We start from the raw sequence: 13,022 nt of genomic DNA on the forward strand, positions 1-13,022 counted from the left end.
ATTTAGAATCCTGAATTCAAGTCATAAGTGCATAACCCATGACTTTTCTTGCATCTATTCCAGTTGACTCTTTAAATGCCTCATAAGGAGTCTTGTAGCCCAGGCACTTTCTTGGCCTGTTGTTCAGCTTATCCACTGCAATGATGACATCTTTTTCTGTCACGCCATTAAGCTCCATCGACTTGGGGAAATACTGCCTTAGCAAACCATTAGCATTCTCATTCTGGCCTCTTTCCCAAGAATGGTAGGGGGCAGCAAAGTAGCTGTCACATTTTAAAGCTTTGGCAATTGATTCATGCTGAACAAACTCCTTTCCATTGTCGTATGTTATTGTCTTTACAAACCTTTTCAGAGGCTTGAGTACGTCAATTATTCCCTGTTTAACCGCTTTTGCCTTCTTGCCTGGTAGAGGGACAGCAAGGCGAAGCTTGGTTTTTCGTTCATCTAATGTAGCGATGGCTCCTTTATGATTTTTACCTATTACAGTATCAGCTTCCCAGTCACCAACTCGCTCTCTGTTGTTGACCACTTCGGGGCGTTCTTCAATGCCAACCCGATTTGGTATACCGGTTCGGTTATGAGCTGAACCGTATCGCTTTCGATAAGTTTTTTTCTGGTGCCTCAAGTGCTTATAGAGCGAGCCTCCGCGCCGTTTATCATCCGCTACAAATTGATAAATCGTCTCATGATGCAGCTTGATTACACCGTCCTTTTCAAGCCTTCCAGCCACTTGTTCAGGACTCCAATCTGAACGGATATCGTTTGAAATACGTTGTTTAATGTCGTCTGTCAGCTTAATAGCTTTTGGCTTATCTTTGTGCCGCTGCCGAGCTGTGCGATTAGCCTGTTGGTGCCTGTACCCTCTTTGCCCTTTATTGCGGTTTACTTCTCGCGACACGGTAGGCTGTGAACGGCCAAGCTTTTTAGCAATTTTGTTTTGTGAAGTCCCATTTTTGAGTTCAGTTTCGATATAATATCTCTCTTCAGAGCTCAGGTGTGTATAGGCCATCCTTGGCTTCCTCTGTATGGTTTGGTTGCTTTACAGAATACCCCTGAGTTCTGATTCACTTCAAAGGTTCTGAAACAATCCTCTGGTTACAGAGGTTATGCACTTATGATACGAATTCAGGAATTACCAAAATTAAATATTCTTAAATAAATATTTCCTGACTCAAGCGGGTTTATGGTTTTATCAACTAGGCAGCAGAAAAAAAGGTTGTTGTAATATTCGTGGTGTACGTACTTACAATGAAGTTCTTTTTCAGATTTAGCCTTAAAATAATAGTGATTCTTTATTGAATCTGGATATTTGGTCATATAAATGTTGTAAGGATGCGAATTGAAGTGTTTGGTACTATCAATGAGTCCTTTAGCACTTCTCCAATCGATAAAAGGTTTTCCTGGTTGATACATTAAAAAGTTGCCTTTCTGATCGAGAAATTTTGGGTAGTGGGGTAAACCTGATATTTTGGTTCTTCCCTGTTTTAAGTGGGTAGTTTTCAACGATGTACGCCAGTGGGGTACAAGTCCAAGCCTCCAAGATGAAAGTAGATCGCTGTCTTATATCTTTCACGGTTTCGAAAGCCACAAGCCCGATTCTTCAAACTCTGAATCTTGCTGTTCACTCCCTCTGCTCGACCGTTATTAGCCTCAAGGACAATAGCGTTGATGATACCCCACAAGTGCTCTTTGACCGTTCTGGCAACTTCTTTTATGGGCTCAAGCCGACATCTCTGCGCCCAGCATAGCCACCTCTTCCAGGCCTTGATTGCCCAAGCTCTGGACTTGTAATTCCATAAGCTCATTGCCATTTGCCGGATGGCCCAGGCGCGAGCTGTTTTAAGTGTCGAGTTTCTCAGTGGTTCGAAGTTATCCCACTGCTCTTCAGACATGTTTTCAGGGTTAGTCAGCCAGTCGTAGCGAGTCCCCTTAAGCAGCTCTACACCTTGGTTTACAAGGGCTTTGTTCTCTTCTATCCGAACCTTGTTGACAGCTTTACCCAGAGACTGAGCAACGTGAAACTTATCAAATGCAATCTTCTGATCTGCGTCTGGAACATTCTCACTGACTGACTTGATGTAAGCCTTGGACATGTCCATCGTCACGCATTCGATCCCCTCTTTATGGTCATAGGGCAGTGTGTCAAAGTACTCGTTGAGACTGTCACTTTTACGGTCATCAGAAACGTGAATAACAACGCCTTGGTCGTGGTCAGTGACCACTGTGACGTATTCATGATGCTTTTGAAATGAGGTTTCATCAACAGCGATTCGTTTTGGTGGCTTAGCATCACGACGAGCCAGTCCTCTCTTCACTGCACGCTGCTGAATACCGTCTATGGCATTCCAACCAAGCTTCATTTGTCGTGCAACTGCCTTCGTAGTTGCCTCCTTTAGCCAGTCAATAACAAGGGCTTCAAACAGAGCTGTATATCGAGAGTCAGATTCAGCCCAGGGCACATTGATGGCTAACACCTTATGCTCAGGGCACTGGGTCCGTGGAACCCTGGCAACTAGAATAGTCTGAAACTGACAGGTATCCAGATGACGCCACTTCTGAGTGATGTGGTCGTAGCCAGAGCAGGGCTTATCGCAAACACTGCATTTGCAGGCCTTTTTACCATTGTGTTCAATGAATACCCGAACCTGTTGATCCTGTAATGACAATTCAACTTCAGAAACGAACCAAGGAGACTCAATACCCAGTATTTGAGAATAGAGTTGCTTATCACGCATCGGTGCATCCTTGCATTGAGTGCTTCAGAATATAATAAATCACCCACTCAAATTGAGGAAGAGCCGATATTTTGTAGTTGTTTGCTAAAATACGGCGTATGCCGTATTTGTCATGGTGCGATATGAAAATGTGCTCCACACCAGTTCACTGCCCGAAATGTGGCGGTAATGATGTTAAAAGCTTTGGTTACAGTGTTCATAATGTTCCTCGCTACTTTTGCTGTAATGCTGAATGTGAAACCAAGTCCTTTATGCTTGAGTACCGGTATAAAGCTTATGAGCCAGGCGTTAAAGAAAAAGTCGTCGATATGGCAATTAATGGTGGCGGCATCAGGGATACAAGCAGGGTTTTGGGAATCAATAAAAAAACAGTAATAAACACATTAAAAAAAAGAGAAAGGCTTAGTTCAAGTTAATCCAAATATTCAGAAAATGGATCTTGGAACGGGTGCTGTGATTCACGTAGGCCGTGCCTGCCAAGAGGCTGAGATAGATGAACAGTGGTCGTATGTGTTTGAAAAAAGTAACCAGCGTTGGCTTTGGCATGCAGTTGATCATGCGACCAATACTGTTTTGGCTTACGTTTTTGGGAAACGAAAGGATGAGGTTTTCAAAAAACTAAAAGAGCTTCTTGAACCATTTGGTATCAAGAAATTTTATACTGATGATTGGGGAGCCTATGAACGTAATCTCGACGAAAGCAGACACATCATTGGAAAAGAAAATACTCAGAAAATTGAACGTAAAAACCTGAATTTTAGAACTTGGATTAAGCGTCTGGCCAGAAAGACAATATGCTTTTCAAAGTTAGAACAAATGCACGATATTGTTATTGGCCTGTTGATCAACAAAATCGAATTTGGCATTGACATCCATGAAATATAACAGGTTTGCCCCACTACCAAATTTTGATCCTGATTTTAATGAAACCTCTGAGTTTGAGTTTGCGGCATTAAATAGTATTTCAATATCCGACTTCCATTGATCAATAAAATCATCACACTCCTCAATTGTCAGAGCATGAGTGGCGATTGCCTGAAAAATGATGATGAGTAAGCACAGTTTCAATTTCATGCGGGAAGGATAGTCCATGGCCATCAACAACGACGATGTAAAACTCTTCGAAAGCCAGCGCCTCAGCGACGAGGAAGACGGCGGTGGTCGGGCAACCGGCACCGAAGTCATCGACGGCAACATCAATAACCTGTTTCAGGACATCTCAAGGATCGACCGCACTATTGGTGATGTGGCTCTGCGGAAAGCCTACGTGGGCATCAGCACCGATAATAATGATGCTTATCTGGGCAGCCACCTGATCCTGACCGAACCACCCAAAGATCAAAACGTCAGTGTTCTTCTGTTTAATACCGATGACCAGACGGATGAGCGCAAGAATGCCCGGAACCGTATCGAAGCCTACGTCGTCCCTGGCACCAGTGCCAGCTTTGAACTGTTGGGTAACCAGACTGAAGGCCAGCGCAGTATTGTGGGTATCCAGCGGGAAGAAAGCAGGCTGCCAGAGGTAGGCGAGGTTTACCGGCTCTATGATCCCATCGAAAAAAAGGAACAGTACGTTCGTCTGACCAAGGTGGAAAGTCGCATCGAAGTGTTCACTTATCAGTACGGCGATAGCACCTTTATGGATTTTGAACGACGCCGTATTGATATGGAGATCAGCGCAGCCCTCTCCTTTACCTTCCCCGGAGGTGTACCCACTCCCGGAGGTACTCAGATATTTAGACACGGAGAGCATCTTGCGCTTGTGGAAAAGACACAGGTACAGGGAACGCAGATAGCCGATGCCTCCCGTTACTATGGCATCAAGCCTGCCAGTGCCACTATCAGCAAGGGCGACCTGAGCGTCCGGGTCGAGAGCCTCTATGCGCCACTGGTTCCCAGTGCCAGGGTGGAAAGCCCGGTGGTGGATCAGTATGGCGGTTATACCGCTAAACGGATGGTGGCGACGGCTGCTGTCGTCAGAAATGTCAGCCCGAAGTTCGTCCATCTTACCGGCAGTCAGAGTCGTGCGTTTTTGCAGACCGGAGCCTTGCCGGGAACCATCACCCTCACCATGGATGGCGGTACTTTTGTGGATAACCAGAAAGGCCAGCTGGTAAACAGCAGCGGCACCAATAACTTCTCCAGCCTTACCATCGACTATGAAAATGGAGAGATCAATGCCTATCGCAACAGCGGCCAGTATACCAGTACAGCGTCCGCTACTTACCAGCCTGCGGCTGCCGTCGTCGGTTCTGCCATCAGCGGAACAGAAGACGTGTCTTCCCAGAACCGGGGCTTTAATTACACCTTCAACTTTGCTGAAGCCAAGCCCAGACCGGGAACATTGGTCATCAGTTACATGGCTCTGGGCAAATGGCAGGATGTGAGCGATCCGGGCAACGGACAAATGGACGGTTCCGGCAAGGGCAATATTGATTTCAGTACCGGCAGTGTGGCGGTCACCCTGGATGCGGTGCCAGACCCGGACAGCAAGCTGGTGTTCAGTTACATCACCCAGGGCGACGAAGAAATTACCCGGCGCACAGGCTCTCTGCCGGTAGAACGGTTTGCCTTTCGTCACACCACTGAAAAGCCGGGCATCAAGCCGGGCAGTGTCACCATTCGCTATCTCGCCAGCGGGGAGAATAAAACCCTGACCGATCAGGGCAATGGCTTATTAAACGGCGATGGTTCAGGCAGTGTGTATTACGCCTCCGGGGAGCTGGGCTTTGTCTTAAACGCCATTCCTGACAATGGCACCGAGATCGAAATCGAATATAAAGAAGGTGCGGTAGCCGGTGGGCAGGTAGACGTTTCAGTGGATTCAGCGGGGTTGATGACCGGCACCATCAGCGGAGCGCCACTGCTGCCCGGATCGGTGCAGGTTCAGTTTGCCGTGGAACGGGAGTCGGTCAGCCATAACAATAGTGCCAGCGCATTTACTCAATACAGCAGCACTTATAACAGAAATAAAATCTTCAATGATAACGGCAACGGGGGCTGGCAAAGTGGTACAGGCAGCATCGACTACCAAACCGGCGAGTTTACGATTCAGGCGACGGAGAATTACTCCATACGGAAATATAATGCGTACTCATGGACTGGTACAGCCAGAACCTATTATCGTTTGCAGTCTGCCAACGTCACTAAAACCGAAGTGTTCCCCGGCAGCACAGTCACCAGCAAAGCCCAAGGCAACAGTTTAAGTCACCTGCCCAATACCGAAACCCTGGGTTCACCGGAACTGACCATCGACCTGCTACCCCTGATTGACGAGCCTCTGCTGCCGGGCAGCCTGATCTTTGACTGGAATGGAGAGTCTTACTTTGACCGGGACGGGCTGCTGTATAAAAACATCAGCACTGAAACCAATGCCGGAACGCAGGTGGGAACCATTGATTACACGGGCGGCGTGGCGACACTGGCAGTCTATCCATCCGGGACAGTCAGCACTGCCACCCTGACCGCAGCGGCTACCTTTTCAGCCGACTTCAAGACGAACAGTGTCGCCTTCCGTACAGCTGGCGCACCCGTAAGGGCTGGCAGCCTGCAACTGACCGCAGTCCGGGCAAGCAACGCCGACATTATCACTGCCACAGCCGACTTCAATGGCAACATCAACACCAGTGAGGTACAGGGCAAGTTTGACGCAACCACTGGCTGGTGCGAGGTGTTCTTCACCGATGGCAACTCTCCTGATAACGAGCCTATTCAAATAATTCCCCAGAGCGTCCGTTACAACTGCGTCATCGAAACCAGTCTGCCAATGGATGCAGACTTGATCGGCCTTGACCCGGTTCGCCTTCCGGCAGATGGCAGGGTGCCGATTTATCGTCCGGGGGATATTGTGGTGATCAGCCATAAGAAAGAAACCGATGCAGGCACCCCAACCGCTGGACAAACCGTCACACTCACAAGGGATCATCAGGCCGAGATCGTTGTAGAAGACAGCGCAGGTAAACTTCTCGATCCGGCACAATACACCGCCGACAAACCAGCCGGTCAATTAACCTTTGCTGATCCATTGCTGCTTCAGGATGCTGGCGGGGAAAGCCTGACCGCCCCCTTTAAAATCACTGACCGGGTCGAACATATGAGCGTAGTCAGCGATGCCCAGATCAACGGGGAACTGTCGATTATCGCTCCGGTGCCTTGGGATTTGCCTGCGGGAGAAACCACCATCAGCAGTGCTGTGGTCTATGGGGATTTGCAGGCCAGGGTTCACAATTTTTTCAGCCAGAAGGTGTGGGACAGCGGCAACCCCAACTGGACGGATGAGCGCAACGAAGACAACACCACTGCCAAGTACAACACCATCAACTACCCGATACAGGTCGCCAACAAGGGTGCCATCTATGGCAAGTGGGCGATTATCTTCACGACAGGCACCGCCTTTAAGGTGGTGGAGGAAAAGCTGGGGATCATCGACACCGGCACGACGGGAACCAATACCGCACCCGTTAACCCGGAAACCGGAACCCCTTACTTCAGCATTCTGGCCGATGGCTGGGGCGTTGGCTGGTCGCCCGGCAATGTGGTGCGATTTAACACCGATGGCTGCCTGGCTCCGGTGTGGATTTGCCGGACGGTTCTGTCAGGGCAGGGGACGGAATCAGACGACAAATTTACTCTACAGATTCGGGGGGATGCAATGCAGACTGATGGCGGTTACCTACTACGACTCGGAGGATGCAGGGGCTCCACAGTTTACCTTCAGTGGAACCACTTCAAACATCACGGAAATTTTTGATGCCATTCTGGTCAACGGATACGGCAGCAAGCCCGGTCTGGGCTGGACGAAAGAGATGGTGTCGGAGATAGAAGGCAGTGACCGGACGGTTTATAAAAACAAATCCGCCTCGCAGGAGGATATGTATTTACTGGTGGAAACCAATCCCGCTAATGGCGCAGCCTTTCGCCTGCAAATCGCAGAAAGTGTCACATCACCAGAAGCCTATGAAGGTTACAGTGCCTATGCTGCCTGTTATTGGCAATATACACCAAGAGTATGGAAAGCGGTGGGTGATGAGAGAACGCTGATCTTGTTTCTTCATGCAGGCGGTCTTGAAAATCAGTCAGTTGGCAATGCCATTTTTAGGTCTCCGTTAACGCTTTATGTTGGCGATGTTGACACTATGAACATGGATATTCCCAGAGGCTGGGCTTTGCTGGCACCGTCTATGACAAAAGGCTTATTGAGCGCATCCACATCAAATGGAGCTTACGCAGGGACATTGGTAGGCGCTGATCAATCATTAATTAGCTACTCACGCCCAAGAGTGATGACCTCACTGCCTGGCATAAACTGGTCTGAAGATGATCAAGCCGTGATTTGCAGCTCGATGCATCAGGCACACGGCTCTGTGAACGAAAAAAATGGTTTCCCAACCAAAGACATTTCAGAGTTTGAGCAGAATGCCATTGCCAGAGTCCCGTGGTTCTTAATGATTGAGCAAAAATTCATGTTCAGGCTGCGGGGCGTATTTAATATATTCCCATGGCTGATTCAGAATGGCAGCGATTCAAAATTACACCATTTAAAGCCATTAACCGTTGATGGCATTACCTACAGGGGAACGACGTACAAAGGGAACCGATACGGCAACTTCCCCATGACCGCTTATATCCAAACGTCGGGAGACTGGTAATGTTCACAGACACCTACCAGCCACTGAACACTGACCTTCGTTCGCTTTATCCCAGTGTGAAAGCAAAGCTGATGGTGGATGGCAAACTGTTTGCAGGTACAGTGTCCCTTATTGTTGAGGGGAAAATGGGTTATATCTTCTCCACCCGGATCAACGATGGAACGATCAATGCCTCCTTTCTTCCAGATTCTTTAGCCACTTTGTCATTTAGCTTTTTGGTCTTTGTGGATCACCAGCCCTTTGCAACAAAGCCTGTTAAATCTGATGATGTTGTCGTTTATGACCTTGCCATCAGTACCAAAGGCGGCAGCGCTCCCACAGGTGATCCGGGAACCATTACCGGCAAGGTGGAACAGGTTATTGATAACCAGCCTCAACCTGTCGCCCGGACACTGGTCGCCGTGGAGAACAAACCGGACGGAACCTGGGCAGTAACAGGCAATGCCACCAGTGACAGCCAAACCGGAGCTTACTCTCTCGATGTACTGACTGATGGCGGCGATACCTTTGTGCTGGCCATTGACGACTATGGGCGACCATTCACCGCCAGTGCCAGCGTGGAGCTCAACGAAATTATTCACCCGACCACGCCCAATGGTTATGTTTACCGGGTCGAAAAAGCAGGCACCCTGCCGGGCAGTGAGCCGGAGTGGTGGGTGGATACCGGCACCAACCACACCCGCACCATTAACGATGTCACCCTCCGGGCAATGGCTTATAACCGTCCACTGTGCCACGGAGCCTTGACCGTGGAAACCAGCTGATGCCTTATCCGCCACACCAGGGCAGCGTTGACTTTAAATTCTCCGGCACACCTTATGTGAGAAGCACAGCAGCCGTAGCGAACTTTGATGGCTCGGTCGCTATTGCCTTTGCACCGCCTCCCGGATTAATGATCAGCCAGCAGGCACTCTGGCAAATAGCGCTCACCAGTGAACGAACACAGCAAAGCCGCTTCGGAAACACTGTGCCGATTGAGACTCTACGCACCCAAACCAGTCAGCAGGGGAACCCCCTGAATCCTTCGCCATTCGCGGTACTTTGGGGCAAGGTGCCTGAACTGGAGCAACAGCTGGTGATTAGTCATGGCACCGCACCCTCCAAAAAGAACAGCAGCGAGGGGAGATGGACGCAGCCACCGGCAGCCGACAAGAACAATGCTTCAGGATGGGATCAGAGCATTCAGGCAAAAGAGCTGACCCGTATCGACGACTGGAAGCAAGCCCCGGAAAAAGACAATGACAACGCCTCCCTGTTCCAGTCTGTCGATTTATACAACGGCACTAGCCGTAAGCCAGCTGCCTATGTCCTGCCACAGCCACCGATCAGCTTTGTTTTTCAGGAAAGCCTGTACTCCGAATCAGGAACCCCTGCGGCCTGGTTCCGGTTTGGAGCCATAGAGCCAAACACTGCTATTCAACCAAGGGACATCCGGCAGCGTTCCACCTATAGCAGCAACCGAACTCAGGACGAGCCGGTCATCATCCCCTGGGGCGAAGGCCGCAAACAAAAAGACAACGACTACACCGGCAAGTACGGTGGCGAAACCCAGCCTGAAGACCCAAAGAAGCCGCAACCGAAGCAGCCAGATATCAGGGAGAGCTACCTGCTTATGAACACCATCAGCGTCGTCGTCCTGCCAGACAGAACCCCGATAGAGATAAGGGACTTGGACATAAGCCTCGACATCGACAGCTTCAGCTGGAGTTTCACCGGCAGCCTTTGGGGAGCGTCCAGCCTTGCGTTGGTGGAACCGGATCAGGACGGTGTTAAGCAAATCGAAGTGGATATAAACGGCTGGAAGTGGGTCTTTATTATCGAGCGCTACACAAGCAACCGGGTATTCGGGCATGAGCGTTATACCATTTACGGCACTAGCCGCACCCAGCTTCTGGCAGCGCCTTATGCGCCCCAGCGCAGTAAAAGCAACACCAGTCACATCAACGCAAAACAGGCAATTAGTGAAGAACTGAAAAATACAGGCTTCACGGCTGAATACCCGGACTTGAATGACTACAGTACACCGGACTGGATTATCCCCGGAGGAAGCTTCAGCTACCAGAACGAAACCCCAATGAAGGTCATCGTCCGACTGACCAGCACCGCAGGGTCGGTGATTATTCCTGCCAGAAACAGCGACACTCTCAACATTCAGCCCCGTTACCCAGCCAGCCCCTGGAAGTGGAACGAGGCCACCATGGACAGGATCATACCAGCCAGTCTGGTGATCAGCCTCAACGCCAGCTGGCGACCCGAGCCGGAATACAACGCTGTCTATGTTTCAGGCACCCATGCCGGAGTTGCCGTCAACGTCAAGCGGCAAGGGTCAGCAGGCAACGATCCGGCACCGGATATTCTGGAAGACTGGCTGACTGAAACCCAGGTCAATACCGAGCGAGGCCGCAATGAGCTGGCAAAAGGGGGAAACCAGAGTGTCACCACCATCGAGATCCCACTGACCGACAGCAACACGGCACCGGGACTGGTGGAGCCAGGGCAGCTGGTCGAAGTGCGGGACTCACTCCTGAATGGGACGAATAACAACTGGCGAGCCTTGTGTCTGGCGACCAGCATAGGGTCTTCAGGTGGGAAGGTGACGCAGAGGCTGGAGTTGGAACGACACTACAACTCACCAACATCACCACAGCCACCTGAACCGCCACAGCCTCAAGTGGTCAACCTGCTGGATTCATCCGGTGACAATGGTGGCAGCGACTGGTCGAAGTGGGATCACTGGAACAATCTGTATTACTGGGGATCAGGAAATACCCAGCAGGAAGGCAGCGTCAACAATACAACGTGCGTGATCGGCAAAGGAACGAATACACAAGGCTATAGCTCGATTCTGATGTACTACAAAAGAGTGGCTTATGAGGTCGGAAAAAAGTACACCGTATCAGTATGGCTAAAGGGTGCTTCTGCAACAACGCCTTACATTAACTGTTATATCAATAGCTATCTGGGAGGCGGTCAGCATGAAGTGGGAACCGATAAAGTGGTCAAAGGCACTGAAACATCCATCAAGGCTGGGTGGACACAATTTATCTGGACGTTTACCTGCACCGAAGAAACACCGGCTGACCAGGGAGGTGTCGCTTTCTTTTTGCACAATCAACCTGTCGATGTGGAGATTCAGTGGGCGATGCCGGTAGTGGCTGAGGGAGATTTAACGGCTGAAGAAGTTGCAGCGATTTATGACTATAAGACGACGACATAGCCGTACCAGAATAGCTGCACCGAAGCTGGCGCAGCTTCTGAAGAACGGCATTATTGAGTTGATTTCAGACAGCCATTCTCAAGGGTGAACAGGCCATCCGAAATAGCGGAGTTGATCGCAGCCTGAACATCTTCGTTAGTGAACTCAGGATGTAAGTCGGTAAAGCATTCGACCACATCAATAAGAGTGGGAGGAAAGTCAGGATCAGAATTCCAGTCATTGAGAACGGCAACCAGTTTATCCATCAAGTTATTCATAGCAGGTACCTCTCGTTTTTTTTTTGCGGTGGGCTCACTTCCCGCAGGTCGTTGGTGAGGTCTGTGAGCCATTGGCTGAAGTCCTTCATAGTGCTTCTCCCGGAAGACTTATTGGTTGATTTCTTCGTATTCTTCGTAGGCTTCTCTGGGGACAATTCCAAGGGCTTTGATGGCCTGTTCTAAATGTGCTTTTACTTTTGCTTCGATGTGTTTCTGTTCGCTTGGGTCTTCGGCTTCTGCTCCCCAATCATTGTTTTGTTGTCCTTCGAGGATGTTCATCAGGCAATCAAGTTTGTCTCTGGTGTTCATGATCCTGTTCTTTATCGTTTGTTGTACTACCACTATCGTATAACACCGGCATATAGCAACGACTACTGGTTAGAAACTAATCAGCTTTTCTTTCGTTATAAGAAAGCCCCATCTTGCGGTTTTCTTGCCATCTTTGCTGGGCGCAAGGTCATACCATTGAGCTGGAGAGACATTACTTATGGCTACCACAAACATCTGGCAACAGTTCAAATCGCTGATCCCAGAAGGAGGCAGAACCGTCGTAACGATCACGGCTAATAACGGGAATGGAACCAGTACGGCGACCCTGAGAGATGGGACTGTAGTGATGGTGAAGGGTGAGACGGTAGGGGCAGGGCAGAAGGCTTTTGTGCAGGGTGGCGAGGTGAAGGGGGCTGCGCCGGAGTTGGCGCAGTATGAGGCGGAGGTTTGAAAAGAAGAAATCAGCCTTTCGCAGAGTGAATATCATCAGCTTCAGATATTTGTGCAGCCATCAACACCCTTCCCCGAGTTACCAGCTTGGCTATTTCTTGCCCGTTGCGAAAACAATGCCTCTCTAAAATAGCATTTTCAGGAATGAGTTTTTTTGACCAATCAGGAAGTTCATCGAAATGGTAATCAGACAGTTTGTGTTCATCAATATTGTAGGGAAAAGGCCCATTGATAATGTCGAGCGGAGCAAGTTTTAGAGCCTGGTCTTTAAGTGCGTCTTTTAGAAAAGAAAGGGCGGCGTCAGGCGTATGGTTATATTCAGAAGCAATGCGCTTCAGCTGTTCTATCAGTCTTTGATCAGACATGGGGTACTCTCTGTCAGAAAATCAAAACATCAATGAAAGTGGCCTTAAGTCAGGGCGAATTCCCTGCCAAAAAATAGTAT

General features: G+C 49.4%; 12 protein-coding genes. 7 read left to right on the top strand and 5 right to left on the bottom strand.

What is annotated here, in order from left to right; translation table 11 throughout:
* Positions 1 to 16: 16 nt before the first annotated feature.
* Together NX722_RS04005 and NX722_RS04010 are read right to left on the bottom strand one after the other, a co-directional pair.
* Positions 17 to 1,009 (bottom strand): IS30 family transposase, encoded by a 993-nt coding sequence (locus NX722_RS04005; protein WP_262563592.1) that lies wholly within the window; start codon positions 1,007 to 1,009, stop codon positions 17 to 19.
* A gap of 490 nt (positions 1,010 to 1,499) precedes the next feature.
* Complete coding sequence (locus tag NX722_RS04010) at positions 1,500 to 2,735, bottom strand: ISL3 family transposase (protein WP_262563604.1); 1,236 nt, start codon at positions 2,733 to 2,735, stop codon at positions 1,500 to 1,502.
* Positions 2,736 to 2,857: 122 nt separating this feature from the next.
* Here NX722_RS04010 and NX722_RS04015 point away from each other — a divergent pair, with 122 nt between their 5' ends.
* From NX722_RS04015 to NX722_RS04040, 6 genes are all read left to right on the top strand, one after another.
* Positions 2,858 to 3,151, top strand: coding sequence for an IS1-like element transposase (locus tag NX722_RS04015; protein WP_262566541.1), 294 nt, complete (start codon positions 2,858 to 2,860; stop codon positions 3,149 to 3,151).
* A 16-nt stretch (positions 3,152 to 3,167) separates the two neighbouring features.
* Positions 3,168 to 3,620 (top strand): IS1 family transposase, encoded by a 453-nt coding sequence (locus NX722_RS04020; protein WP_262566540.1) that lies wholly within the window; start codon positions 3,168 to 3,170, stop codon positions 3,618 to 3,620.
* A 205-nt stretch (positions 3,621 to 3,825) separates the two neighbouring features.
* Positions 3,826 to 7,485, top strand: a complete 3,660-nt coding sequence (locus NX722_RS04025) for a hypothetical protein (protein WP_262566818.1) — start codon at positions 3,826 to 3,828, stop codon at positions 7,483 to 7,485.
* Complete coding sequence (locus NX722_RS04030) at positions 7,382 to 8,383, top strand: hypothetical protein (protein WP_262566819.1); 1,002 nt, start codon at positions 7,382 to 7,384, stop codon at positions 8,381 to 8,383. The genes NX722_RS04025 and NX722_RS04030 overlap by 104 nt, the downstream gene beginning before the upstream one ends.
* Positions 8,383 to 9,147, top strand: coding sequence for a hypothetical protein (locus tag NX722_RS04035; protein ID WP_262566820.1), 765 nt, complete (start codon positions 8,383 to 8,385; stop codon positions 9,145 to 9,147). The genes NX722_RS04030 and NX722_RS04035 overlap by 1 nt, the downstream gene beginning before the upstream one ends.
* Positions 9,147 to 11,600: a hypothetical protein gene (locus tag NX722_RS04040; RefSeq protein WP_262566821.1), complete on the top strand. Its 2,454-nt coding sequence runs from the start codon at positions 9,147 to 9,149 to the stop codon at positions 11,598 to 11,600. The genes NX722_RS04035 and NX722_RS04040 overlap by 1 nt, the downstream gene beginning before the upstream one ends.
* A 50-nt stretch (positions 11,601 to 11,650) precedes the next feature.
* Here NX722_RS04040 and NX722_RS04045 read toward each other — a convergent pair whose 3' ends face one another.
* A complete protein-coding gene (locus tag NX722_RS04045; RefSeq protein ID WP_262566822.1) occupies positions 11,651 to 11,857 on the bottom strand; it encodes a hypothetical protein in 207 nt (68 codons plus the stop codon).
* 108 nt (positions 11,858 to 11,965) lie between these two features.
* Positions 11,966 to 12,166, bottom strand: a complete 201-nt coding sequence (locus NX722_RS04050; protein WP_262566823.1) for a hypothetical protein — start codon at positions 12,164 to 12,166, stop codon at positions 11,966 to 11,968.
* Between the two features lie 178 nt (positions 12,167 to 12,344).
* Here NX722_RS04050 and NX722_RS04055 point away from each other — a divergent pair, with 178 nt between their 5' ends.
* Positions 12,345 to 12,578, top strand: a complete 234-nt coding sequence (locus NX722_RS04055; protein ID WP_262566824.1) for a hypothetical protein — start codon at positions 12,345 to 12,347, stop codon at positions 12,576 to 12,578.
* Between the two features lie 10 nt (positions 12,579 to 12,588).
* On the opposite strand, the gene NX722_RS04060 is transcribed toward NX722_RS04055, so the two are convergent.
* On the bottom strand, positions 12,589 to 12,942 hold the full coding sequence (locus NX722_RS04060) for a hypothetical protein (protein ID WP_262566825.1): 354 nt from the start codon (positions 12,940 to 12,942) through the stop codon (positions 12,589 to 12,591).
* Positions 12,943 to 13,022: the final 80 nt, after the last annotated feature.

Origin of the sequence: Endozoicomonas gorgoniicola (assembly GCF_025562715.2) — a bacterium.
Taxonomy (GTDB): Bacteria; Pseudomonadota; Gammaproteobacteria; order Pseudomonadales; family Endozoicomonadaceae; genus Endozoicomonas_A; species Endozoicomonas_A gorgoniicola.

Coding starts and splice junctions, on each gene's coding strand:
- NX722_RS04020 (WP_262566540.1), top strand. CDS start 3,168: ATGGATCTTGGAACGGGTGCTGTGATTCACGTAGGCCGTGCCTGCCAA.
- NX722_RS04050 (WP_262566823.1), bottom strand. CDS start 12,166: ATGAACACCAGAGACAAACTTGATTGCCTGATGAACATCCTCGAAGGA.
- NX722_RS04055 (WP_262566824.1), top strand. CDS start 12,345: ATGGCTACCACAAACATCTGGCAACAGTTCAAATCGCTGATCCCAGAA.
- NX722_RS04030 (WP_262566819.1), top strand. CDS start 7,382: ATGCAATGCAGACTGATGGCGGTTACCTACTACGACTCGGAGGATGCA.
- NX722_RS04015 (WP_262566541.1), top strand. CDS start 2,858: ATGAAAATGTGCTCCACACCAGTTCACTGCCCGAAATGTGGCGGTAAT.
- NX722_RS04005 (WP_262563592.1), bottom strand. CDS start 1,009: ATGGCCTATACACACCTGAGCTCTGAAGAGAGATATTATATCGAAACT.
- NX722_RS04035 (WP_262566820.1), top strand. CDS start 8,383: ATGTTCACAGACACCTACCAGCCACTGAACACTGACCTTCGTTCGCTT.
- NX722_RS04045 (WP_262566822.1), bottom strand. CDS start 11,857: ATGAATAACTTGATGGATAAACTGGTTGCCGTTCTCAATGACTGGAAT.
- NX722_RS04010 (WP_262563604.1), bottom strand. CDS start 2,735: ATGCGTGATAAGCAACTCTATTCTCAAATACTGGGTATTGAGTCTCCT.
- NX722_RS04040 (WP_262566821.1), top strand. CDS start 9,147: ATGCCTTATCCGCCACACCAGGGCAGCGTTGACTTTAAATTCTCCGGC.
- NX722_RS04025 (WP_262566818.1), top strand. CDS start 3,826: ATGGCCATCAACAACGACGATGTAAAACTCTTCGAAAGCCAGCGCCTC.
- NX722_RS04060 (WP_262566825.1), bottom strand. CDS start 12,942: ATGTCTGATCAAAGACTGATAGAACAGCTGAAGCGCATTGCTTCTGAA.